This is a genomic window from Myceligenerans cantabricum, assembly GCF_054777735.1.
Genome location: NZ_BAAHAJ010000013.1, coordinates 254,115 through 277,369, shown reverse-complemented (window position 1 = coordinate 277,369; position 23,255 = coordinate 254,115). Strand labels below are relative to the sequence as shown.

The following is a 23,255-nucleotide window of genomic DNA, read 5'->3' as shown; positions in this document are numbered from 1 at the left end:
GCCCGCCGTGCCCTGGCGGGGGTGGGGTTTCGGGGGTGGAGCGGGGGTCGCCGGGAGGGTGGCTACCTCGCTACTTCCGCGGAATCACGCGGTTCCCGGGGGTAGTGGCGGCACTACTGGTAGTGGGGGTTTCCACTACCGCGGCGAGGGTTGCCGGGTGTCTCGTCGGGGGCGTCGTCGCCGTCGTCGGGCCACCATGCGGCGACGCGGTCGTCGGTGTCGGGCGGGTCGCCGAGGGTGATGCGGAACAGGACTCCGAGCAGCGCGGCGGCGAACGCGATCAGGGCGATCAAGGCGGTGGCCTCCGCGATGACGTGCAGGTCGGCCTTCATGGCGGCGATCGTGGCCGCGGCGGCGAGGGCGAACAGGATGCCGACCCGGGTGATGCCCGTCTCGACGGCCGCGATGAGGGCGCGCGCGTCCCGGATCAGTTCTGCGGCCTCGGCCTGGTCCAGTCGGTTCGGCTTCGGGGTGTGGGTCATGGTCAGTTCACCTCGGCAAGCACGGGCACCACCGTGGGCGCCGCGGTGCGGGTCGTCTCGTCGTTGGCCGTCGTGTCCGGGGTCGTGGTGCGGTTGGCGTCCGGCGTGGTGTCCGGGGCGGTTTCGGTGGTGCGTGCTTCGGACAGCAGGCGGCGGGCGGTGCGGTCGGTCACGTGGTGTCCGGCCGAGGCGAGGGCGGACATGGCGGCTGACGCGGTGGCGTTGGGCCGGTCGGTCAGTAGGGCGGACACGACCGCGAGCCGGGCGGCCTTGTCCGCCCCGGCAGGACGGGCGGCGCGGCGGGTGCGGGTGGTGGCGCGTGAGGCGCCGCGTGCCTCGCCTGCCGCGGCGGTGCGCCGGGTCTGTCCGGCCCGGACACGGGCGGTGTCGGTCGTGATGTCGGTGACCTCGGCGGCCACGTGTCCGGCCGCGGCGACCACGTAGGCGTCCGGGGTGCTGTCCGGCCCGGACAGGCGGGCGGGAGCGGCGGTGTGTCCGGGGGTGAGGATGGCGGACAGGCGGGCGCGGTCCTCGGTGTGCAGCCGGGCCACGTCGGCGGTGCCCTCGCCCACGGCGCCCAGGGCCTCAACCCAGGTGGCGACCTGGCCACGCATGGCCTCCGGGGGCACGGTGCGCAGTGCGACGGCGCGCGCCCGGCGGCGGCGCGCCTCGGCCGCGGCGAGGCGGCGGCCGCCGTGGTGCTGGGCGCGGAACAGGTCTTCCGTGGCCAGGAACAGGGCGTGCATGCGGCGGGCCTGGCGGGCGCCGGTCCAGGACTGCCCGGTGGCCAGGTGCCGGTCCCCGATGAGGGCCAGGTGCCACATGAGTGCCGCGAGCAGGGGCACGAGGAACCGGAAGACCGCGGCGCCGGCGGGGTGGGCGATGTAGAGCTCGTGCCAGGCCGCGAACCCGCCCGACGCGGACGACAGCGCCCACGTGAGGGTCAGGAGCGTCCCGCCGGGGCGGTTGTCCTTGGCGGCCTCCCGGGCCAGCAGGGCGACGGTCACGAGGGAGAGCTCGAACACTCCGGCGGTGGCGTAGGCGGTGCCGGGGTCCATGGCGAGCACGTCGATGCCGAACGCGACCATGGCGAGGTAGGCGCCCACGGTGGAGATGAGGGCGACGGAGACGGCGGCGGCGAGCACGAGGCCGCGGGAGCTGGTGGGGCGGGTGAGCGGGTTCATGGTCAGTCCTCCTTGTCGTTCGTCGTAGCGGTGTCGGTGGTGTCGGTGGTGCCGAGCTCGTCGCTGATGTGGGTGCGGGTGAACCCGACCTGCACGCCGCCGCCGGGGCGCTTGACCGACTTGGTGACCGGGACGCCGTGGTTCTTGACCGCGGCGGTCACCTGCGGACCGGTCCACCCCTCATAGAGGGCGGGCTTGTGCTCGGCCAGGCGCTCGGCGAGTACGGAGGACCAGATCTTGCCGTTGGGCCACTCCGGGTCCTCGGCGGGCCAGACCGCGAGGATGTGATCGAGGATGGTCGAGTGGTCGGTGTCCGCGGCGATCTCGCCCGCGGCTTCCCCGGTGAGCAGGCCACGGGCCTCACGCACGGTGCGGGCGCGCTCGACGATCTTGTCGGCGAGTTCCCCGTCGATGTACGCGCCGCGGACCAACTGGGGGTCGGACTTCTCCCCCGCGAGCAGGGCCACGCCCTTGTCTTCCTGGGAGAAGATCGTGGCGCGGTGCCCGGCCTTGTACATGGAGGTGCCCAGCACCATGTCGTTGGTGGTCTGGTCGCCCACGCGCAGGGACATGCGCAGGGACAGCAGGGCGGAGATGCCGGTGGGGATGGCGGTCTTGTTCGGCCGCTGCGTGGCAAGCCACACCATGATTCCCAGCGCCCGGCCTCGGCGGGTGATGTCCTCGACCAGCAGCTCGGCCTCAGGCGAGGCCGAGAACCCGAGCTGTGACTCGTCGATCACCAGCAGCAGCGGCTTGAACCCGTGCGGGTTCCCCACCGCGGCGAGCTGGTCGGTGACCTTGGACTCCAGGGCCACGCTCCGCGGCAGGGACCGGATGACCGCGGCGCGGCGGCGCATCTCGGCCTGCACGGCCCGCAGGTCGGCGAGCAGGGCCTTGAGGTCCTCGGGGTCGTCTCCGGAGCGGCACACGTGTGCGATCGGGGCGAACGGGAGCAGGTCCCCGGTGCCCTTGAGCTCGTGAATGTGCAGCTCGGTGCGCGGGTCCAGCGCGGCGGCCATGATCAGCACGCGCAGCAGGAACGTCTTGCCCATGCCCGGCAGGCCGCCGATGATCCCGTTGTTGTACATCAGGCACGTGGTCACGGGTCGTCCGCGCTGGTCCTGCCCGATTTCCAGGTCCTCGAACACGTTGGTCTCACCCTTGAGGCGGTGCTTGAACGGCACCGCGCCCCGCTCGGACAGCGCCTTGTCGGCGATGTACAGGTTCAGACGGGAGGGGTGGGCCTTGGGGTTGCCCTCGGGCCACACGCAGTCGATCGGGCGCCGCAGGGCCGCCGCCAGGCGTTCCTTGCGCTCGATCACGTCGGCCGCGGTGGCGCCGGGCGGCAGATCGATGTGGATCTCGACCCCGCCCGTGGCCGGGAAGATGCGCAGCACCTTGATCTCCGCCAGGCCACGCTTGGCCTCCCCCAGCGAGCCCAGACCCAGGGTGAGCAGCGCCTCCTGCACGACGTCGACCGTGAGCTTGGGAACCTCGCTCGTGGCGGTGTCCGCGATCGGCTTGGCTACCCGCCGCGTACCGACCACACCGAACGCGGTGATCGCGGCGGCACCGGCCGACACCGCCGCGACGGTCAGGCCATCCGGCCCGACGTTCGCGTACGTCGTCACCCCAGCCACCCCGAACAGGGCACCCGCGGCGGCCAGCCCACCGAGACGGGCACGCACACCGTCAGCGTGTTCCTTGCGCAGCGTCTTGTACTCCGCCGTGCCACGGGCGCCCGCGATCAGCGCGTTCCGCTTGGCCTTGTTCTCCGAGTCCAGCACCCACCGGGCCACCGCCTTGGTACAGACACCGAGGCCGATCGCGGCCCGGCCCAGGAACCTGGGCAGGTACAGGAACGGTGCCCGCACACCGTGGTGCGCGGACCAGGTCGCCAGGAACTTCGCGTGCCGGCGGAACGCCGGAACGAACACGTCCCACGACGTCAACCACTCCGGCCACACGGGAACATCGCTGTCGGGACGGTGCTCAACCACCCGCGCCGGACGCGCCGCGACCTCGGCCGAGGGCGCAGGCGCGTCGATCACCTCAGCGGCGGCGGGTCCGGGGTTGTCCTCCGGCTGAACCATGCCCTGGTCCAGCCCGTCACCCACCACGGGGTTGTTGCCGTAGACCAGCTCCGCCAGCTCGGCATCACTGGGCGTACGGCCCTCGGACTCGTGCGTCATCAGGCACCCCCCGCGATCTCGTCGGGACCGACGCCGCGGGTGCTGCCGTCCTCGAACTGGACGACGTAGTGCACCGTGCGGCGGTTGCGCACCTCGCGGGCGACGATCTTTCCGACCTTGCCGTCGGTCAGGCGCACACGGTCGCGCACCTGCGGCCCCCGGGCGCCCATCAGGCACCCGCCACGCCGGAGAACGTGTTCACGACCGTGGTGATGGCGGTCATGAAGCCGTCCAGGAGCGCCGGGCCGAACGCCGTGGCGGCCATCGCGATGCCCCACAGGACACCGAACACGACCGGCCACACGGGCAGCTTCTTCGTCCAGAAGCCCACCAGCGCGGCAATCGTCAGAATCGCGAACGCAGAGAACGAAACCATGAGCCTTCCTCCTTCTCAGGCAGCAGCCGACGCGACCGCGACGGCCAGGGAACGGGAACGGATCGAACGACGGCCACCGGAGCGGCGGACCTTGACGACCGCCACACGGGCGGCCGGGGACTTGCGCGACACCGCAGCCAGAGCGGCCACGGCCTGACGGTGACGACGCACCGCGACCTCACTCGGACGCACGGCCAGGACGCACTCCGCGTCCACCACCGCGCACTCGGCCTCGATCACCGGCCACTCAGCCTCGATCGCGGCCAAAGCCGACAACGACGGCTCGCGGCCGTCCGATTCGGTAGCTCTCATGACACGAAACCTCTCGACTGATTGCCTGGTCCAACCAGATGGTCTGGACCATCTGTGCAATGAAGTGGACCACACCGAGAGCGGAGCGTCAACCCCAAGGTCTAGAATGACTGGACCATCCAACAATCGGAAGGAAGCCAATCCCGTGGAAGCCGCACCGATCCGAGGGCGCGTAGGCAAGGCGGAAATCTCGGCTGACCTGCGCAATCAGATCCTCACCGGCAAGCTCAAGCAGGATGACAAGCTCCCGCCCGAGCGGGAGCTCACCGATACCTACGGCGTGTCTCGCAATACGGTCCGCGAAGCTCTCGCGATCCTCGTCGGCGACGGCCTGATCCGCGCACAGCGGCCACACGGCTACTTCGTGCGCGGTCGTCGCCACATGCAGTACCGCCCGCAGTCAGACCTCACCGTCCGTCCCGAGGACGCACCCAAGGACACGTTCCTCACGGAGCTGGCCGAGGCCGGCCGGGAGCCGACGCAGACGATCGACGTCGCGATCGTGCAACCCTCCGACGAGGTCGCCAAGCGCCTCGAACTCACCGAGGGTGACCATGCCGTCGTCCGGCGTCGCGTGCGGTACCTGGAGGGCGAACCGTTCATGACGAACGACTCGTACTTCCCTCTGTCGATCGCGCAGGACACCGAGGTCATGTCGCCCGAGGACATCGCCCGCGGCGCCAACCGCGCTCTCGCCGACGCGGGCCACGTGCAGGTCCGCGCGACCGATGAGTTCACCATCCGCATGCCGCGCCCGGACGAGCAGCACCGGCTCGAGCTCGCACCGGGAACACCGATCGCGTGCCAGTTCACGACCGGGTACGACCGCGACGGCAAGCCGCTCCGCGTCGCGGTGACGGTCCTGCCGGGCGATCGCCACGTCATCGTCTTTGAGCGGCCCGGCCTGCCCGACCCTGACGAGGAAAAGTGACGCTGCCACTCGAACGGGCGACGCCCGACGACGCGCCAGCGATTGAGCAGCTTCGGCACGAAGCCCGCCAATGGCTGGCGTCACTCGGCAGCGACCAGTGGAACGCGGCGCCACACTACGACCCCGCGTCACCGCACGGCATCGCCGCCGGGATCAAGCGCGGTGAGGTCTACGTGCTCCGGGATGGCGACTCGATCACCGCCACCATGACTGTGGACCGCCACGCAGACCCGGAGTTCTGGGGTCCCGGTGACCGGCCCGACGACGCGCTCTACGTGCACCGCATGATCGTGCAGCGATCCGCAAGCGGCAGCGATATCGGCGGACGCATGCTTGACTTCGCTGCGGGCCTCGCCCGAGATGTCGGCAAGAACTGGCTCAGACTTGACGCTTGGCGCTCGAACCTCGCCCTACAGCGCTACTACCTGAACAAGGGGTTTACACACGTCCGCACGGTCAACCTCGCGCACCGGGGGTCGGGAGCCCTGTTCCAGCGCCGAGTGTCGACCAGAGAACCGTAACCGCCATATGGGCCTACTGACTGTCACTGACAAACCTGCGCACTTCGCGGATCAGGGACCATGCTCCAGACTCCTTGGCGAATAGCTGCCCCTCCAGCACGGCTCGCAACCAGGCTTGCTTGCTCCGGCCGGCTTCCGGATGAAAACTCTCAAGCTCGCCCACTGGCAGGATGAAGAACCCGATTCTCCGAGCGGCATCAAATACCTGATCGAAAGCACCCACCGGGCCACCTTCAAGAGCAAACCGACCCTTCCTCTTTATTGCCTTCCATCCGGAAGGCGCTCGCACAGTTCGAATAATCCCGTCGACTTCGCCATTCGACAAAGCCTCAGCGTTTGAACCATCGATGATTTCGGTGACATCTTTGCGCACCTCATCCCGTGTGACCAGGTCTCCACCATCACGCACGTGTGAGATGATCGCATTGTAGTGATCCTCGATATCTGCAAACCTGCCACCCATTGCCTCGAACAGAGGCTGAAACTCATTCCGGTTCTCCAGAATATCGATATCCGCAATGACCGCAGTGGGTACGGCGGCAGCCTTCAAGGCCCCGTATGCACGCACAAGTCGGCCCTTGCCACTGCAGTGCGTGAAAAGCATATCGGAGGACGCTAACTCGTCAGCAGACTCGATCGCATCCAGTGTTGCAGAATAGTAAGTACAGTCTGAATCACCTTCACAAAGCACGACGCCCTTGTAAAAGATTCCGTCGAGAACGCGAGAGTATCGCATCAAAGGATCCCTGTAGAGACTCCGGATGCTCTCGGGTGGGACTTGAGCCGCATGATTCAAAGCGTCCTCTGGCCGTGTGATACGGACCACTGAGACTTCGGCCATGTCTCTCGACGCGTCGATTACCCCCCGAACAAAGTCGTTGCTGTGAGTGACAACGATGACCTGCGGGCCCCCCGAGGAGCTGATTTCGGCGATTACCTGACCTAGAAGGCGAGCCTGAGGAGGGTGCAGAAACGTCTCCGGCTCGTCCATTAGTATGATGTCACCCGGGTCGGTGACCAAAGTGAGGATGGTTCCCATGAAGGCTCTGATCCCTTCGCCTTGGTGCTCCAACTTCGGGAGTTTCAGGACTTCGTCCAGATATTCGCCTGGTTCACCCATCCTCGGCTCGTCCATTGCGACATAGCCGACGTGAATCCCCATCCTCCTCCCAGCGTGGCGATTCACCAAGAGCGGCACGCCAAACGCGCGCTTCATGTAGCCACTGAGCGTTTCCTCCAGACCGCGGTCGCCGAAGAGCGCTTGGACGGCCGAAAGATTCTCCAAAGGCTCGGTAAGGTCTGGAGCGTCGCTGCTACTTAGGACCGATCCCCGACCCTCTGCGCTGAGGTGCTTCAGAAATAGCAAGGAGACGGTGCCGAATCGACTGTCCTGCCGAGAAGCATTCTGCAGTTGAGTTTCAGAAAATTCAGCACCCGAATATAGATACGTATTGGCGTGGTACACGTGGCCATTTTGGCGTGTTCCTGCCTCGTAATAACGGGACCGTTCACGCACGGTCTTCAAGAAGTCACCGGGAGAAGGCATCTCGACTGAAACACTTGCGACGGGACCGAATGCCGCGCCTGGCTGCTTCGAGGGCAGCGTGGAAATCTCGGCTTTGATTCCCTCAAGGATGACGGACTTACCGACGTTGTTCGGTCCAACGATCAACGTTACGTCCGCTCCCGGGGCGAAAGACTGCTCGGCCGAGTTCAGAGTAACTTTGGTCACGGTAGGTCGCATGGCCGCACGATATCGCTTGCTGCGCCGAGGGAGGCGTGGGCTCGTGGGTGAACGCACCTGCCCCCGGTCGCGCCGCGCGACACGGGTCACCACGTCGTCACGCCATCTCCTCGGCTACCGCGGCCAGGAAGTGGCGGGCGTCGTTGCCGGTGAGTGAGACCTTGCGCAGCGTGGTGAAGGTCCGGAGGTACACCTGAGCCTCGGCCCCGGTGTAGCGGTGCTCGCGCGAGGTGGTCTCGACGCAGACGAGGTCGTCGAACATTTCAAACATGTGGGTGGGCACGTCGTTTGTCGCGCCGTACGGCAGGATGCCGAGGTGGACGTTCGGCAGGCCGATCACGGACTGCAAGCGGTCGAGCTGGGGGCGCATGACGGCGGTCGGGACGAGGCCCCAGCGCAGCACCGGTTCCGCGATGACGTACTCGAACCGGCGCGGCGTATACAGGTACCGCTGACGCTCCATGCGCGTGGCGACGGCCTCCTCGACGTCGGCGACCGGGACCTCGTGCGCCTGTGCGGCAGCGGTCAGGATCTCGCGGGCGTAGTCGGGGGTCTGGAGCATCCCAGGGATGACAACGTTGTGGAACTCACGCATCCAGGTCGAGCGCTGGACCAGCGCGCTGTATCCGGCCTGCACGGGCGCCTGCCCGCGCCGGGCGCGCCGCCGGTGCGTGTGCTGGTCCTCGCGGGCTTGGTCGAGCAGGCCGAGCAGGTGAGTGCGCTCACGCTCGGGTCCACGGGTCGCGGCGATCCAGGCGTCAATGTCGGCAGGGGACGCGTTCTGCCGGGCGAGCTCGATACGGGAAACCTTCGACGCCGGCCATCCGAGCTCCGCGGCGAGCTCCTTGCCGGAGAGGTCGGCGCCCACGCGCAGAGCGCGCAGACGCCGACCCAGGTTCTCGAGGTGACTCGGTCCGGGCATGTCAGGAGCGTACGGCGCGCAGCGCGAGCTCCCAGAGTCCGCGTGCCCGACCGAGCGCGTCGTCGTCAGTCACGAGACGCCGAGCGATCATCTGGCCGTCGTCGTCGAACGTCATGACGAGCAACCGCGAATCATCCAGAAGCCACCAGTCGTCATCGCCAGCGGCGGGCAGGAGTCCGGACGCCTCGGCCTGCTCACGGGTGATGTAGTGGATGATCTCGCCCGCCTCGACGTTCCACCGCCCGACCCAGCGAGCGTAGCGGTGGTAGTCGCCGGGCGGGTCCTCCTGGACCCGGACACGCTCCATCCGCTTCCCCGCGGCGGTCAGTTCACGGACGTGATCCAGCCACGCGACATACCCCTCCAGCTCCGCCGGGTACTCGGCACGACCGACAAGGAACGCGTCGTAGTGGTCGTCGAGGTCGCTCGCGTAGACGGGCTGCTGTTCGAACCGGAGCGCGGTCGCGGCGAAGTTGTGCGTCAGCTCGTGGAACTCGTCCCCGTCGATCGCCCGGCCCTTCAGAGTGCACCTCGCAGGCGGTCGAGCACGTTCGCAGGGACGAACACGCCGTCCTCGTCGTCGGCGAGCTGCCGGAGCTGGGCGCGGGTCGCGTCGTCGAGCTTGACGCCCTGGACGATGTATCCGCCGCCGGCCCGGTACAGCGCAGGGCAGTTGTCGGTCTTCGACTCCTTGTCCTTCCACATGAACTCGACGTCCATCGTTCCTCCATGCGTTCGTGGTGCAGGGGTCAGAACCTTGCCCGGGAAGTCTGGCACGTCACCCCTGCCGGACGGAATGCACTCTAGCCCGCAATTGCTCTCACTGGCGCAATTGCATGTCGCCAAGTGCCACGCAGTGGAACGCTCGTGGACATGACGACCGCGCCCCCGCCTTCGATCCGTCACGTGACCGAGCCCCCGTGCTGCGAGCCGGGCTGCGACTGGGTCGCAGAGCTCGGCGAGGCATTCTGCGTGCGGCACATCGGCGAGGACGACTGGGTGGAGCGGTTGCGGCGGACGCGCGTGTGGATCGTGGCTGGCCGGTTCGCGGGGCGAGCTGGACGCCTGGTCGGGTCTGGTGCAGAATGGGCGACCGTGGACCTGGGCGTGCCCATCGACGGCGGGAGCGGCGTCGTAGTGGTGCCGTCCTCAGCGATCCAGGAGGACGAGCGATGACGGCCGGGGGTCCAACTGGGGGTCTACACTCACAGACTGCGACAGACGGCTACAGGCAGCAGCGGAATCCACGCCGCGCCAGTCGGCCTCACTGATCCTGATTGTCCAGACCATCTGGACCTCCAAGACTGACTGAAAATCGAAAGGTCACCGGATCGACGCCGGTCGGAGCCACCTCAGGATCACAGGCCAGAGCCATGACGGCTCTGGCCTGTGGCGTATCTGGAGCGCCTGCGGCAAGCACCGGAAAACGCCTGCGGCCCGTCCAGCGCTTCGCGCCTCGCGCGTTCACCCGGAAGGCGCTCGTCTCACTCCTGGCGTCTCAACAGTTGGTCGGTCGTCCAACTCTTCATGGCCATACCGCCACATTGCCTTCACATTGCGCGGCGTGGCGCGCTCCCTGCGGCCGGAATCCACGCCGCGCCGCCCTCTGGAATTGCCCTCCGCCTCCCCGGCGGGTTGAGTTGACCTCAACGAATGCGCGGCACACGACCGCAAAGCCCGGTTCCGGGGCCGCGCACGGGGAGGGCACATGACTCAGGACACGACGAACGGCACCCTGCCGCAGGGCCGCCCGACGTCGCTCGGCGGGCTCGTCGAGCACATCAGCGAGCAGGCATCGCGCCTGGTGCGGGCGGAGATCGCCCTCGCCAGGGCGGAGCTCACGAACAAGGCGATGAAGTCGGGGATCGGGGTCGGCCTGCTGGTCGGCGCCGTGGTGGTGCTGCTGTACGGGATCGGGGTACTGCTCCTCGCCGCCGTGTACGGCCTCGGCACGGTATGGCCCATGTGGCTGTCCGCGCTGGCCGTCGGCGGCTTCCTGGTCGTCGTGACGCTGGTCCTCGCGCTCGTGGGCCAGGCCCTGCTGAAGAAGGGCACCCGCAAGCCGGACAGCGTGCAGCGCATCAAGGACGACGTCACGACCATCCGCACGGGGATCCAGGAAGGGCTGCAGCGATGAGCACCGAGAAGAGCCAGACACCGCGCCCGCCCTCCAAGGTGGAGCTCGAGGCCGAGGTGCTGCGCACCCGCGCCGAGCTCGCCGCGACGATCGACGAGCTGACACTCAAGATCAACCCCGCGCACCAGGCGCACCGCATCGCCCAGAGCGCGAGACAGGCGGCCGCGGGCGCCGGCAGCCGGGCGGCCGGAAAGCTCCAGAAGGAAAAGAAGAGCCCGGTGCCTGAGGAGCACCGGGCTCGAAACACCAAGCTAATCGTGGGCACCACGCTGGGCCTGGTGGCCTTGAGCGCGGTCACGGTCGCTGTGGTGGTCCTGCGGCGCGCGCGGGGCTGAGCTGGGGCAGCACCCGGGCGCGCCGTCATCCACTGCCTGCCGACCTCGTCGGCTACGCGTCGGTGTCTTCGGGACTCTCGGCCGCTGCGCCAAGCAGCGCCCGAACCTCGGACTCCTTGTACCGGCGGTGTCCACCGAGCGTGCGGATCGAAGAAAGCTTTCCCGCTTTTGCCCAACGCGTAACTGTCTTGGGGTCTACACGGAACAAGCTCGCTACCTCGGCAGGCGTGAGCAGGACCTCGGATTCTCCGTGGATGGACATCCCTGCACCTCCTCCGGAACGGCGCCGGCCCTGGCGGCACCAGGTTCTTGACGGCTCCCGCTCTCTCACCATTGTTAGCAGCAAACACGATTTAGGCGACTTGGGAGCGGACTCATTTCGCTCACATTCTCCGACGCGTCTCACCGCAACGGAACGCCCAACCACGCAACCATAGCGCGAAACCCCGGCCTGGTAACGATTCGTCGCCATTTGTCGCTACCTTCTACCATCACCTTGCATCACCTGACTACCAACCCGCCGGCGAGGCCAGTTCGCGACACGCGAACGCTGTCATGTCACGTAGGTCACGACAGACCACGACACGACGTCAGGTCGGCCCGTCCGGCCCGTCCTGGCGGGAATGGTGCTCAAGATCACCAGCGCATCGGACGAATCCCACGTCCAGACTGGAGGAAACCGCGTACAACCATGTACCGTTGGAGCCTGGACAGAACAAGCACACACCGGGGCCGCACGTCCGATGTACGTGGCCGCCCCGCTCCTACGTTGAGGGGGTCGGAGCCATGGGCCGCGGCCGTCAGAAGGCAAAGCAGACCAAGGTTGCTCGAGCGCTGAAGTACTACAGCCCTGAGACCAACTACCACGCCCTTGAGGAGGAGCTCCAAAGCGGGAAGTCCCACACGGATGTGGCGACGGACGATTCTCGCTGGGATGCCTCCGGGGGTGAGGACTACGACAATCGCTACGCCGACTGGGCTGACTTCGACGATTCGAACGGGCACAAAGAGCATTGACACCAGAGCTCGCACCGTCGACGTCGGCACCCCGCAGTAGTCGTCAGTCCGCCCGCCGCATGTGAGGGCATTGTGAAGCATGCGAACGCCGGCCGGTCCTGCAGTGCGCGGATGCGCCGTTCCCCAGTAGAGGCCCCAGGGCCGGTGAACGCATCCGAGCACCACAGCCCTGGTCGGCGTTCTGCACGCCGTCACCGGTAGTCGTCCCGGCAGCCGTCACCGGTAGTCGTTCACGAGGCGGACCGAACCTCCCTGCACGCCCTTCGTGCCGACCACGAGGTCCTCCGTCGCCCCGGCAGCGGCGTCGAGCGCCTCCACGCGGCCCAGCACCCAGGCCGGCACGTCGAGCGCGGCCAGTCGCCGCAGGGTGGCGTCGGCCCCCTCCGCGTCCACCACGGCGACCATCCCGACCCCCAGGTTCAATGTGCTCTCGAGGTCGGCACGCGGGACGCCGCCCAGCTCCCGCACCATCCGGAACACCGCCGGCATCGTCCACGAGGCGCGGTCCACGACGGCCACCGTCCCGGCGGGCAGCACGCGCGCCAGGTTCGCGGCGAGGCCGCCCCCGGTCACGTGCGTGAAGGCGTGCACCCGTGCGGCGTCGTCGGCGGCCAGGGCGAGGACGTCGCTCGCGTACACGCGCGTCGGCTCCAGCAGCTCCTCGCCCAGCGTGCGCCCGAGCTCCTCGACCTGCCGGTCCAGCTCCCATCCGGCATGCCGCACCACGGCGCGCACCAGCGAGTACCCGTTCGAGTGGAGACCGGAGGAGGCCATCGCGATCAGGACGTCGCCCTCGCGCACCCGGTCCGGCCCCAGGACGTCGTCGGCCTCCACGATGCCCGTGGCGGCGCCTGCGACGTCGTACTCGTCGGGGTCCAGCAGGCCGGGGTGCTCGGCGGTCTCGCCGCCTACGAGGGCCGTCCCGGCCACCTCGCACGCCTGCGCGATCCCCCGCACGACGTCCGCGACCCGCTCCGGAACGACCTTGCCCGTGGCGATGTAGTCGGTCATGAACAACGGCTTCGCACCCACCACGACGATGTCGTCCACGACCATGCCGACGAGGTCGAACCCGATCGTGTCGTGCTTGTCGAGCGCCTGCGCGATCGCCACCTTCGTGCCGACACCGTCGGTGGAGGTGGCGAGCAGCGGCGCCCGGTAGTCCCGGAACGCCGACATGTCGTACAGCCCGGCGAACCCGCCGACGCCACCCAGCACGGCGGGGCCCTGCGTGCGCCGCACGGCGTCCTTCATCAGCTCGACGGCCTTGTCGCCGGCCTCGGTGTCGACGCCTGCGGCCGCGTAGGTGAGCCCTTCGGATGTCACTGGTACTCCATCACTGGTCGGGTCGGTCTTCGGGGTACGACGGTGGCCGTGGCGCGGCGGTGCGGCCAGGTGCCGTTCGCCTCAGGGATGCTCGAGCGCGCCGGCTCCGCCGGCGGACACCGCGAGGGTCGACAGGCCGTCCTCCGGCGCACCCAGCGGGAGCTCGGCCTGCTCGAGCAGATACTTGCCCAGCTGGTCGTCCGGCGGCAGCTCGATCGGGTACCTGCCCGTGAAGCAGGCCGCACAGAGCTGGGACGAGGGCTGCTCGGTCGCGGCGATCATGCCCTCGGTCGAGATGTAGCCGAGGCTGTCGGCGCCGAGCGACTGGCCGATCTCGTCGGGGCCGAGCCCGTTCGCGATCAGCTCGGCGCGCGACGCGAAGTCGATGCCGTAGAAGCATGGCCACTTCACCGGTGGTGACGAGATCCGCACGTGCACCTCGGCCGCGCCGGCCTCGCGCAGCATCCGGATCAGCGCCCGCTGCGTGTTCCCGCGCACGATCGAGTCGTCGACGACGACGAGCCGCTTGCCCCGCACGTTCTCGCGCAACGGGTTCAGCTTGAGCCGGATACCGAGCTGGCGGAGCGTGTCCGAGGGCTGGATGAACGTGCGCCCGACGTAGGCGTTCTTGGTGAGCCCCTGCCCGAACGGGATGCCGGACTCGGTGGCGTAGCCGATCGCGGCGGGCGTGCCCGACTCCGGCGTCGGGATGACGAGGTCCGCGTCGACCGGGTGCTCCCGGGCGAGCTCCCGCCCCATCTCGACGCGCGCCGCGTGCACGGAGCGGCCGTTCAGCGTGTGGTCCGGCCGGGCCAGGTAGACGTACTCGAAGACGCAGCTCGCCCGCTCGGCGGACGCGAAGCGCGTGGAGCGGAGCCCTTCGGCGTCGATGCGGATCAGCTCACCGGGCTCGACGTCGCGCACGTAGGAGGCGCCGACGATGTCCAGCGCGGGTGTCTCCGAGGCCACCACCCAGCCGCGCTCCAGGCGGCCCAGCACCAGCGGGCGCACACCCTGCGGGTCCCGGGCGGCGTAGAGGGTCTTCTCGTCCATGAACACCAGCGAGAACGCGCCACGGAGCCGTGGGAGCACCTCGAGGGCCGTCGCCTCGAGCGTGTGGTCGGCGTCGCCGGCCAGCAGGGCGGTGACGAGCGCGGTGTCGGTCGTGTTGCCGCGGGCCAGCTCACCACGGCGCTGGGCGCCGTACCGCTCGGCCACGAGGTCGACGAGCTCCGCGGTGTTGGTCAGGTTGCCGTTGTGGCCGAGGGCTACCGTCCCGGACGCCGTCGGGCCGAGCGTGGGCTGCGCGTTCTCCCACGTCACCCCGCCCGTCGTGGAGTACCGGCAGTGGCCCAGGGCGATGTGGCCGGTCAGCGCGTTGAGCGCGGTCTCGTCGAAGACCTGGGACACGAGGCCCATGTCCTTGTAGACGAGGATCTGGTCGCCGTTGCTGGTCGCGATGCCGGCGGACTCCTGCCCGCGGTGCTGGAGCGCGTACAGGCCGAAGTACGAGAGCTTGGCGACCTCCTCGCCGGGGGCCCACACCCCGAAGACGCCGCAGGCGTCCTGGGGGCCCTTCTCCCCGGGCATCAGGTCGTGGTTCAGATGGCCGTCCGGGCGCAGAGGCATGCCGTCAGTATCCCATGCACCCGCGCCGCTCCGGCGCGACGTCCGCGACCCGGGCTGTGACGTACCCGACCGCTTCGCCGCGCCGCGCCGCCGCTCAGCGAGACGTCCGCCGGACGTGGTCGTACTTGCGCAGGCTGCGGCGATCCGCCAGGACTGCCAGCAGGCCCGCGGCGATCGTCGTGAAGGTGACCATGAACGCGGTGATCACCACGACGTACACGCCGGGCTTGAGCATCGCTTCCGCCTCCGGCGTCTGCACGACGTAGTAGCCGACGGCGAGGCCGATCACGAGGCCGACGATGACGCCGGCGCCCAGGAACCGTCCGTAGCGGGGAGCGCGGCGCACCTGCGCAGGATCGACCACGTCGTGCAACTCGACCCCGTCACCCAGCAGCTCCCCGGCGAGGTCGTCCCGGGCGGGCGGGTCCTGGGGCGCGTTCGAGGCAGAGTTGCTCACGACCACAGCCTAAGAGATCGCGCGGGCCGGTGCCGCCATGACGCCGAAGGAAAGCCGGACGGCCGGCCGGTCACGTCCCCCGGAAGGTCGGGGACGTGACCGGCCGGCCGTTCGCCGGAGCTCGCTCAGCGAGCGGGACTCATCCGGTGACGAGCCTCCACGGAGAGCTCTTCTTTCCCGTGCCCGGGATCCTGAGGATGTTCGGGCGCTTCGCCTCGTAGAGCTCGCCGCCGTAGGTCACCTGGTCGCCCCACCAGTAGAGCTTCCAGGGCTTCCACGCGGGGGCCGACGGCGCGGCGTCCTCGATCGTGACCGGCAGCGCGACGCTGGTTCCGGACGGCGCCGCCACGACGCGGAGCGTGTACGCGCCCGCGACCGTGCCCGCCGGGACCGTCACCGTGGCCGAGGTGGCGCCGTCGGCCACCGGGAACGTGCCGAGCGAGGTGCCCTCGGCGGGGTCCTCGCCCGCGGCGACCAGGAAGGCCTCCGCCTCGGTGTTCTGCGGGGAGCCGAGCGACGTGAGGTCGAGGGCCGAAAGCTCCACGGCCACCTCGTCGCCCGCCGTCACCGTGCCCGGCAGGGCGTCGACGACGGCGTGCGTCCGCGCGAACGACGGCGCGAGCGGCGAGTTCTCCTCGATGTACTGGATCCAGGCGTCCCGGTCCACGAGGCCCGAGTCCTGGACGTCGGTCCCCTCGGTGAAGACCCGGAAGTTGTCACCGCCGGAGATCAGGAACGAGAACGTGGCGACCCGGTACTCGGCGGCCGGGTCGAGCGGCTCGCCGTCGATGGTGATCGACGAGACGTTGTCACCCGGCTCGGCGTTCGGGTCGCTCGTGGTCGCCGTGTACGACACGTTGTCCGACAGCCCGAGCGCCAGGTAAGGACGCGACGGACGGTCGCCGTTCGCGTCGGTCTGCCACTGCTGCTCCAGCAGCGTCTCGACCTGCTCGCCGGTCAGGGTGACCGTGAGGAGGTTGTTGACGAACGGCAGCACGGCGTTGGCCTCGGCATACGTGACCACGCCGTCGTCCTCGGCGCCCGACGCCGCGTACAGCAGGTCGCTGCGCAGACCGCCCGGGTTCACCACGCCGAGGTCGGCACCGCCCCGCTCCTCGCTCGCGAGCGAGTCACGGAGCGCGTCCGCCACGAGGTTGCCGAGCGCCGACTCCGACGCGCGGTCGTCGCGGTCGCCACCGGTCCAGACGCCGTCCGTGTACTGTCCGCCCGCGAACGCGGTCGTGATGTCCGCGGTGATCTCACCGACCGGCTGCGCGCCGATCTCCTCGGCCTCCGCGAGGGCGGCCTGGACGATCGCGTCCACCTCCGCGACGCGCGGGTAGGTCGCGATCAGGTCCGCGGCGGGCGTCCCCGTGCGGGCGACGTTCTCGACCGTGTAGTCCGTGACCTGGAAGGACTCGGTGTCCACGGTGAGCGACGCATGACCCACGTTGGCACCGTAGTCGCCGGTCTGGACGATCGGACGGGTCGCGCCGTCGGTGCCGGGCACCGGGGCGTCCCACGCGTACTCCTTGTGCGTGTGGCCCGTGAAGATCGCCGCGACCCGCGGGTCGGTGTTCTGCACGAGATCCGCGAACGGGCCGCCGGCGGCGACCTCCTCCTCGAGCGTGGCACCGTCCGGGGTCCCCATGCTCGCGCCGTCGTGGGTCATGGCCACCACGACGTCGGCCTCGCCGTTCGCCGCGTCGCCGTCGAGCAGCTCGTCCGTCACGCGGTTGATCGCCTCGACCGGGTCACCGAACTCGAGCCCTTCGATCCCGGCCGGGGTGACCAGGGTGGGCGTCTCCTCGGTCACGACGCCGACGAAGCCGACGTCGACGCCGCCGATCTCCTGCACCGAGAACTCCGGCAGCGCGGGCTCGCCCGAGGCCTCGTCGTAGACGTTGGCACCCAGGTAGTCCCAGTCCGCCGCATCCGCGACGCGACCGGTCAGGTCCTCGAACCCCTGGTCGAACTCGTGGTTGCCCACCGCCGACGCGCTCAGCCCGAGCGCGTTCAGCACGTCGATCGTCGGCACGTCCTGCGCGAGCGCCGAGGGGAACAGGGAGGCGCCGATGTTGTCACCGGCGGAGACGAACGCGGTCGCGTCCGGGTTCTCCGCGCGGAGCTCCTCGACGGTCCCGGCGAACGCGACGGTGTTCCCGTCGATCCGGCCGTGGAAGTCGTTGATGTCCACGAGGTCGATCGTCGTCGTGCCGGGCTCCGCGGTGTCGCTGCCCAGGTCGAGCCCGGCGAGGACCGGGTCGTGGTCCGAGGACCGGAACGGCGTCTCGTCGTAGAGGATCGTCGCGTTGTAGTTGTAGCGGCTGTACTCGTTCGCCACGGGCTCGTACGCGTTGATGTTCCAGATGTCGGTGCCGGTCACGACCTCGACGGCGCCCGGGGATGCCATCACGTGGTCGAGCGAGCCGACCTGGCCGCCGTAGCTGTACGAGTACTCGCCGGTGGCGGCCCCGAGGTCGGCGTAGCCGGCATCGGTCATCACCTGGATCGGGTCCTCCAGGTCGTAGGCGTTGAAGTCGCCCACCAGCAGGATCTTGTCGGTGCCCGCGGCGTCCGCCTGCGCCTCGGCGAACTCCACCAGCGAGGTCGCCTGGCGCACGCGGGACTCGTTGGAGCTGCCCTGGCCGTCGCCCTGGTCCTCGTCGCCCGGCCACGGGCCGGCGGACCCCTTGGACTTGAAGTGGTTGGAGACCACGAGAACGTCGTCGCTCGCGTCGGCCGCGCCGCCCACCGGCTGGAAGACCTGCGCCAGCGGCTCGCGCGCGTTACCGAAGGCCTCGTCCCCGGTCAGGATCACGGACTCGCCCACCGGCTCCGCCACCGCCGCGCGGTAGACGAACCCGTTGCGGATGACGTCCTCGTCCGCCGGCACGTCGGCGGGTGACTCGACGTACGCCCAGGTCCCCTCGCCGTCGGCGGCGTTGAGCGCGTCGGTGAGGTCGGAGAGCGCCTGGTCGCGCGGCTTGTCGAGGAAGTGCAGCGAGTTCTCGATCTCCTCGAGGGAGACGACGTCGGCCCCGAGCGCGGAGATCGCTTCGACGATCTTCGCCTGCTGGCGCTCCAGGTCCTCGTCCTCGGCGGCGCCGCGGGCGTCGCAGCCACCCGAGACGGAGACCGGGTCGCCCGCACGGTCGGTGTAGTAGGTGCAGCCCTCGAGCTCGTCACCCGTGGTGGTGAAGTAGTTCAGCACGTTGAACGTGCCGACCTGCAGTGTCCCGCCCACCTCGGCGGGAGCGGCCTCGCGGGTGTCCTCGAAGACGGCCGGCTGCACGGCATCGGCGGTGTCCGGGGTCAGCTGGCCCTGCGGCTGCAGGCCCCAGGCGTCGTAGCGGTAGTCGAGCACCACCGGCGCGGTGAACTCGACCGGGGCGCCCACGCGCACCGGGCCGCCGCCGGTCAGCCAGGGCAGCGGCGCGGACCTGTTCGACGCGGAGCTGTAGTTCCACGAGGCCCCGTCGTCGAGCAGGACCCCGCGGGCGGCGTTGTCGGCGATCTGCGCCTCGTACTCGGCCGAGAGCGGCCGGCCCACCGACGTGGGCTGGACCAGCGGCGAGTCCCCGGCGGCCAGGCCGACGGTGCCGTAGTAGTTCGTCTCGTAGTTGTCCGTGACCGTGAACTCGCCCTGCGGTGCCAGGAGCATGCCCTCGAGGGCCTCCCGTGCGGCGTCGTCGGTGGGCCAGGTGGTGGCGAGCGGTTCGACGGCAGCGCCGTCGTCGAGCACCGTCCACGAGCCCGGCGTGATCTCGGTCAGGCCGTTGTACTCGGAGACGGCGCCGGTGACCTCGACCGAGTCACCGACGGAGAGCTCGGACGCCGCGGCCGCGGAGTAGACGAAGACGCCGTCCGACGCGCCCGGCGTCGGGTCGCCGGCCGGGTCTCCACCGGTGCCGGCCGTCTGGAGATAGAGGCCGTTGAACCCACCGGTGGGGTAGGCCGCGGTCACGACGCCGCGGGTCGTGACGGTCTCGCCGGCCAGGGGCGAGGTGTCGCCGGTGCCCTGGATCTCGGCGATCGGCGTGACCTCCGCCTCGTCGGCGAAGGCGGGCGTCGCGAGCGCCGCGGTCATGGGCAGGGCGAGCGCGGCCGCCAGGCCGGCAGCGACGGCCTGCTTCGGTCGCGGGACCGGTCGGAACGACCGGAGCGTGCTGGGTATCACGCTGACTCCTTATGCAGTAGCCGGCCGCTACCGCGGCCAGGGGGACAGACCCAAACCAATCACCACCCCGTGAACCACCGGTTACGGCGGGGAGAAGAACCCCCGTCGCAGGCCGGGTGGGCAGGAGTGGCGGTGTCGCTTGACGCACCGGCGACAGTAGCGGGGGTCACCGACATCCACACGGCCCGAGGCGGTATCACGTCACCCCAGCCGGAGGAGCAGCGGGAGGAGGAGCGACAGGTCCGCGCGTTCCCCCGACGCGGTGACCCGCCCGTCGGAGAGGGCGTCTGACCAGTTCACACGGCCTGTCGCCAGCCCCAGCCACGTCTCCGGGTCGGTCTCGACGACGTTCGGCGGGGTGCCTCGGGTATGGCGGGGACCCGCCACCGCCTGAACGGCACCGGCGGGCGGGACGCGCACTTCGACGGAGTTACCAGGGGCGACGTCGGCCAGCTCCTCGAGCGTGAACCGGACGGCCGTCGTGACGTCCCGCCGTTCGGCCGAGCCCGCGGCCCACGCCTGGAGCGCCGTGCGGCCCGTCGCTGGGTCGGTGCGACGGCGGGGAGGCATGCGGACAGCATAGATTCCCCGGTCCAGGTTGTGGCACTCTTCGGCGAATGACCCAGAACACCGATGCTTACGGGCCTCCACCGGCGTTTCCGGGCCCGCGCGGTTATGGGCCTGGCACCTACGACGACGAGGACTACTACGGCGACGACGAGCCCGAGGGCCCGTCCACCTGGCAACGGATCGTCACCTGGTTCCTGTGGGGCTGCTCGGCCCCCGTCCTGGCGGTCCTCGGTGCGCGCGCGATGCCCGACGACGGCATCACCCCCGTCGCTCAGCTGGTCCCGTTCTTCCCGTACGCCGTGCTCGCCGCCGTCCCGCTGGTGGTGCTCTCGGTCATGGGCCGGCGGTACGTGCTGTCGCTGATCCTGATGGGGTGCGTGACCCTGGGCGGTTACGTCGCAGCCTCGGCCTTCGTCCCCACGGAGCACCAGGCGGTCACCGCGGACCCCGACGACGCGGGCACGCTCCGGGTCATGACTGTCAATGCGCTGTACGGCTCGGCGGACCCCGCATGGATCGTCGAGACCGTGCGGGCCGACGAGGTCGAGGTGCTCGCGGTCCAGGAGCTCACCCCCGAGCTCGAGGGAGCCCTGATGGACGAGGGTCTCGGCAAGCTGCTGCCGCACCAGGTCACCGGCAAGGTGGAGACCGGCGGCGCCGGCGGCAGCGGGCTGTTCTCCGCGCTGAAGCTCGGCGGAGAGCGGGCGGGCGAGTCGACGACGTTCGCGATGCCGTCCGCCGTGGTCGACGTCGGCGGCGTGGACGTCCGGATCCGCTCCATCCACCCCGTGCCGCCCATGCCCGGCCACACGGACACGTGGAAGCGCGAGCTGCGCGACGTGCGGGCCACCGCGCGCTCGGACACGACGGCGCAGATCATGCTCGGGGACTTCAACGCGACCTACGACCACGCGTCCTTCCGCGACATCCTCGGCGACCGGTTCCGCGACGCCTGGCGGGAGAAGGGAGCCGGGCTCGAACGCACCTGGCCGGAGGGCAGGACCCTCCCGCTGCTGGGCACGCGGATCCCGGCGCTCGTCGCCCTGGACCACGTCGTCGTGGACGACGCGATGCAGGTGGCCGAGGTCCACTCGCAGATCGTGCCCGGCACCGACCACCGCGCGGTGCTGTCCACGATCGTGGTGAGCTAGGTACGTCAGCGGACGGTTCCCTGGGCGTGCCGCCGCGCGCCGAGCACCGCCCCGGCGGCGCCCACGGCAGCCCCCGCGCCCGGCGCGGCCTCAGCACCCGGCGCGCGATGCCCGCCCGGCACGGGATCCTCTCCCGGCCCGAGACCGCCTGCGGCCTCCACCGGCTCACCGGTGCCCGCCGGCTCCTCGGCCTCCACGACAGAGGACTCCACGACCGGCGCCCGGCCGGCGCGCCCAGCACTCGGCTCGCCCCCGATCCCGCTCGCGAGCACGAACTCGACCCGGTGCTCGTCGATGTCGGCCACCGCCAGCCTCACCCGCACGCGCGAGCCGAGCGGCAGGCCGTGCCCGGTGATGGTGGCCTCCACCGCCGGGTCGGCCAGGACGACGGTGCCCCGCTCGCGGTCGGCGTCCACGTCCACGACCACGCCGTCGAACGTCTCGCCGACCCGGTCGGCGAGCAGCGTCGCCTCGAGGATCTCCACGACGGCCCGCTCGAAGCCCGCCGCACGGCGTCCGGCCGCGGCCATCTCATCCGGGAGCGCCCCGATCGCGGACCGGACCCAGCCCGGCACCGGTTCGCCGGCGGCGACGGCGAGGCAGATCTCCGTCGTGTAGCGGTCCACGAGGCGGCGCAGCGGGGCGGTCACGTGCGCGTAGTCGGCCGCGATCGCGTGGTGGCGGGTGTCGTCCGGGACGGGGACCGTACCGGAACCGTCCTGGCCGGCATGGCCGAACGCCACGTACCCGGCCCCGCGGAACAACGTCGTCGCCTCGTTGAGGAATGCCGCGTGCTGCGGCACGCGCGACTCGAGCGTGCGGAGCACGTCGCCGTACGGCATACCGTCCGGCCAGTCGATGCCCAGCGCCCGCGCCGTGCGCCGCAGCCGGGCCACGTCGCGCTCGTCGGCCTCGGGCAGCGTACGCAGCACACCGACACCTGCCCCGCGCATCATCGTCGCCGCAGCCATCCCGGTGAGCAGCGAGATCTGTGCGTTCCACCCCTCCACGGGCAGGTTGCGGCGGAAGCGCAGGGCGAACGAGCCGTCGTCGGCCCGCTGCACCTCCTGCTCGGGGACGTCCAGCGAGAGACCGCCACGGTCCCGCTCGCGCTCCTGCCGCAGGCGGCCGACGTCGGCGAGGAGCCGTAGCGACTCGCTCGCCGTCCCGTCGTCCAGGGCCGCCTGCACCTCCGCGTACGTGAGCCGGTCGCGGCTGGTGACCACCGCACGCACGACCGTGGCCGACGTGAGCTCGCCGTGCGCGTCCAGCCCGATCGTCCACAGGGCGGCCGGCCGGTCCTCGTCGGGCAGCAGGCTGGCCGCGCCCTCGGAGAGCTCCTTCGGGTGCAGGGGGGTGTTCGTGTCCGGGCCGTAGACCGTCAGGCCCCGGCGGTGCACCTCGGCGTCCAGGACGCCGGACGGCTCCACGAAGACGCCGAGGTCGGCGATGGCGTACCGGACGATGTAGCCGTCGCCCGACCGGGCCACGTGCACGGCCTGGTCGAGGTCCTTGGCACCGGAGGGGTCGATGGTGACCAGCTCGATGTCACGCCGGTCCTGGCGCGCCGGGCCGGCCTCTCCACCGTCCGGTTCCGGGACGACCGTCCGCTCGGCGGCGGCACGCGCCTCCTCGAGGACGTCCGCGGGAAACATCGGCGGGAGCCCGGTCTCGGTACGCAGCGCGGCGAGGGCTCCGACGAGGCTGTCGGGCGTGGCGGGCGCGATGCGCATCTGACGGTTCGGCATGCTGCCGAAACTACAGCGTGCGTCAGAACTCGCGACTCGAC

Annotated in this window: 24 protein-coding genes; 7 read left to right on the top strand and 17 right to left on the bottom strand. The window is 70.0% G+C overall.

Features of this window, described 5'->3' with window-relative positions; all coding sequences use genetic code 11:
* Positions 1 to 113: 113 nt before the first annotated feature.
* Genes ACYU96_RS18400 through ACYU96_RS18375 form a run of 6 tightly spaced genes read right to left on the bottom strand, consistent with a single transcriptional unit; the run spans position 114 to position 4,546 of the window.
* Positions 114 to 482, bottom strand: coding sequence for a hypothetical protein (locus ACYU96_RS18400; RefSeq protein WP_460756831.1), 369 nt, complete (start codon positions 480 to 482; stop codon positions 114 to 116).
* Positions 483 to 484: 2 nt separating this feature from the next.
* A complete protein-coding gene (locus ACYU96_RS18395; RefSeq protein WP_460756828.1) occupies positions 485 to 1,666 on the bottom strand; it encodes a hypothetical protein in 1,182 nt (393 codons plus the stop codon).
* Positions 1,667 to 1,668: 2 nt separating this feature from the next.
* Entirely contained in the window at positions 1,669 to 3,858 is a 2,190-nt protein-coding gene (locus ACYU96_RS18390) for an FtsK/SpoIIIE domain-containing protein (protein WP_460756826.1), read from the bottom strand.
* Positions 3,858 to 4,028: a hypothetical protein gene (locus tag ACYU96_RS18385; protein ID WP_460756824.1), complete on the bottom strand. Its 171-nt coding sequence runs from the start codon at positions 4,026 to 4,028 to the stop codon at positions 3,858 to 3,860. The genes ACYU96_RS18390 and ACYU96_RS18385 overlap by 1 nt, the downstream gene beginning before the upstream one ends.
* The gene (locus ACYU96_RS18380; RefSeq protein ID WP_460756821.1) at positions 4,028 to 4,234 is read right to left on the bottom strand and encodes a hypothetical protein; all 207 of its coding nucleotides are present in this window, start codon (positions 4,232 to 4,234) and stop codon (positions 4,028 to 4,030) included. The genes ACYU96_RS18385 and ACYU96_RS18380 overlap by 1 nt, the downstream gene beginning before the upstream one ends.
* A gap of 15 nt (positions 4,235 to 4,249) precedes the next feature.
* Positions 4,250 to 4,546 carry a DUF6284 family protein gene (locus ACYU96_RS18375; protein ID WP_460756819.1) on the bottom strand — a complete coding sequence of 99 codons (297 nt, stop codon included), beginning with the start codon at positions 4,544 to 4,546 and terminating at the stop codon, positions 4,250 to 4,252.
* Here ACYU96_RS18375 and ACYU96_RS18370 point away from each other — a divergent pair.
* Entirely contained in the window at positions 4,545 to 5,477 is a 933-nt protein-coding gene (locus ACYU96_RS18370) for a GntR family transcriptional regulator (protein WP_460756816.1), read from the top strand. The two genes, ACYU96_RS18375 and ACYU96_RS18370, sit on opposite strands and share 2 nt — an antisense overlap.
* Positions 5,474 to 5,998 carry a GNAT family N-acetyltransferase gene (locus tag ACYU96_RS18365; protein ID WP_460756814.1) on the top strand — a complete coding sequence of 175 codons (525 nt, stop codon included), beginning with the start codon at positions 5,474 to 5,476 and terminating at the stop codon, positions 5,996 to 5,998. Before ACYU96_RS18370 ends, ACYU96_RS18365 begins: the two co-directional genes overlap by 4 nt.
* A gap of 13 nt (positions 5,999 to 6,011) precedes the next feature.
* On the opposite strand, the gene ACYU96_RS18360 is transcribed toward ACYU96_RS18365, so the two are convergent.
* The 4 genes from ACYU96_RS18360 to ACYU96_RS18345 all read right to left on the bottom strand — a co-directional run bounded on the left by ACYU96_RS18360 (position 6,012) and on the right by ACYU96_RS18345 (position 9,384).
* On the bottom strand, positions 6,012 to 7,742 hold the full coding sequence (locus ACYU96_RS18360; protein ID WP_460756811.1) for an ATP-dependent nuclease: 1,731 nt from the start codon (positions 7,740 to 7,742) through the stop codon (positions 6,012 to 6,014).
* Positions 7,743 to 7,839: 97 nt separating this feature from the next.
* Positions 7,840 to 8,664 (bottom strand): helix-turn-helix domain-containing protein, encoded by an 825-nt coding sequence (locus ACYU96_RS18355; protein WP_460756808.1) that lies wholly within the window; start codon positions 8,662 to 8,664, stop codon positions 7,840 to 7,842.
* A gap of 1 nt (position 8,665) precedes the next feature.
* Entirely contained in the window at positions 8,666 to 9,172 is a 507-nt protein-coding gene (locus ACYU96_RS18350; protein ID WP_460757068.1) for a DUF6879 family protein, read from the bottom strand.
* Positions 9,173 to 9,183: 11 nt separating this feature from the next.
* Entirely contained in the window at positions 9,184 to 9,384 is a 201-nt protein-coding gene (locus ACYU96_RS18345; protein ID WP_460757074.1) for a hypothetical protein, read from the bottom strand.
* Positions 9,385 to 9,570: 186 nt separating this feature from the next.
* Here ACYU96_RS18345 and ACYU96_RS18340 point away from each other — a divergent pair, with 186 nt between their 5' ends.
* The 3 genes from ACYU96_RS18340 (at position 9,571) to ACYU96_RS18330 (ending at position 11,136) form a co-directional block, all read left to right on the top strand.
* A complete protein-coding gene (locus ACYU96_RS18340; RefSeq protein WP_460756805.1) occupies positions 9,571 to 9,840 on the top strand; it encodes a hypothetical protein in 270 nt (89 codons plus the stop codon).
* Positions 9,841 to 10,372: 532 nt separating this feature from the next.
* Positions 10,373 to 10,801 (top strand): phage holin family protein, encoded by a 429-nt coding sequence (locus tag ACYU96_RS18335; protein ID WP_460756803.1) that lies wholly within the window; start codon positions 10,373 to 10,375, stop codon positions 10,799 to 10,801.
* A complete protein-coding gene (locus tag ACYU96_RS18330; protein ID WP_460756801.1) occupies positions 10,798 to 11,136 on the top strand; it encodes a DUF3618 domain-containing protein in 339 nt (112 codons plus the stop codon). Before ACYU96_RS18335 ends, ACYU96_RS18330 begins: the two co-directional genes overlap by 4 nt.
* Before the next feature lie 52 nt (positions 11,137 to 11,188).
* On the opposite strand, the gene ACYU96_RS18325 is transcribed toward ACYU96_RS18330, so the two are convergent.
* Positions 11,189 to 11,398: a BldC family transcriptional regulator gene (locus ACYU96_RS18325; protein ID WP_460756798.1), complete on the bottom strand. Its 210-nt coding sequence runs from the start codon at positions 11,396 to 11,398 to the stop codon at positions 11,189 to 11,191.
* A 437-nt stretch (positions 11,399 to 11,835) separates the two neighbouring features.
* Between ACYU96_RS18325 and ACYU96_RS18320 the strand changes: the two genes are divergently transcribed.
* A complete protein-coding gene (locus ACYU96_RS18320; RefSeq protein WP_460756796.1) occupies positions 11,836 to 12,153 on the top strand; it encodes a DUF3073 domain-containing protein in 318 nt (105 codons plus the stop codon).
* A 216-nt stretch (positions 12,154 to 12,369) separates the two neighbouring features.
* Here ACYU96_RS18320 and purM read toward each other — a convergent pair whose 3' ends face one another.
* From purM to ACYU96_RS18295, 5 genes are all read right to left on the bottom strand, one after another.
* On the bottom strand, positions 12,370 to 13,479 hold the full coding sequence (purM, locus tag ACYU96_RS18315; RefSeq protein WP_460756793.1) for a phosphoribosylformylglycinamidine cyclo-ligase: 1,110 nt from the start codon (positions 13,477 to 13,479) through the stop codon (positions 12,370 to 12,372).
* An 81-nt stretch (positions 13,480 to 13,560) separates the two neighbouring features.
* Positions 13,561 to 15,108 carry an amidophosphoribosyltransferase gene (gene purF / locus ACYU96_RS18310; RefSeq protein ID WP_460756790.1) on the bottom strand — a complete coding sequence of 516 codons (1,548 nt, stop codon included), beginning with the start codon at positions 15,106 to 15,108 and terminating at the stop codon, positions 13,561 to 13,563.
* 94 nt (positions 15,109 to 15,202) lie between these two features.
* The gene (locus tag ACYU96_RS18305; protein WP_460756787.1) at positions 15,203 to 15,565 is read right to left on the bottom strand and encodes a hypothetical protein; all 363 of its coding nucleotides are present in this window, start codon (positions 15,563 to 15,565) and stop codon (positions 15,203 to 15,205) included.
* Positions 15,566 to 15,704: 139 nt separating this feature from the next.
* On the bottom strand, positions 15,705 to 19,745 hold the full coding sequence (locus ACYU96_RS18300) for an ExeM/NucH family extracellular endonuclease (RefSeq protein WP_460756785.1): 4,041 nt from the start codon (positions 19,743 to 19,745) through the stop codon (positions 15,705 to 15,707).
* Positions 19,746 to 19,946: 201 nt separating this feature from the next.
* Positions 19,947 to 20,315, bottom strand: coding sequence for a sterol carrier family protein (locus ACYU96_RS18295; protein ID WP_460756782.1), 369 nt, complete (start codon positions 20,313 to 20,315; stop codon positions 19,947 to 19,949).
* Between the two features lie 47 nt (positions 20,316 to 20,362).
* On the opposite strand from ACYU96_RS18295, the gene ACYU96_RS18290 reads away from it, so the two are divergent.
* Entirely contained in the window at positions 20,363 to 21,466 is a 1,104-nt protein-coding gene (locus tag ACYU96_RS18290) for an endonuclease/exonuclease/phosphatase family protein (RefSeq protein ID WP_460756780.1), read from the top strand.
* Positions 21,467 to 21,471: 5 nt separating this feature from the next.
* Here ACYU96_RS18290 and ACYU96_RS18285 read toward each other — a convergent pair whose 3' ends face one another.
* Positions 21,472 to 23,214: an RNB domain-containing ribonuclease gene (locus ACYU96_RS18285; protein WP_460756777.1), complete on the bottom strand. Its 1,743-nt coding sequence runs from the start codon at positions 23,212 to 23,214 to the stop codon at positions 21,472 to 21,474.
* Between the last annotated feature and the right edge of the window lie 41 nt (positions 23,215 to 23,255).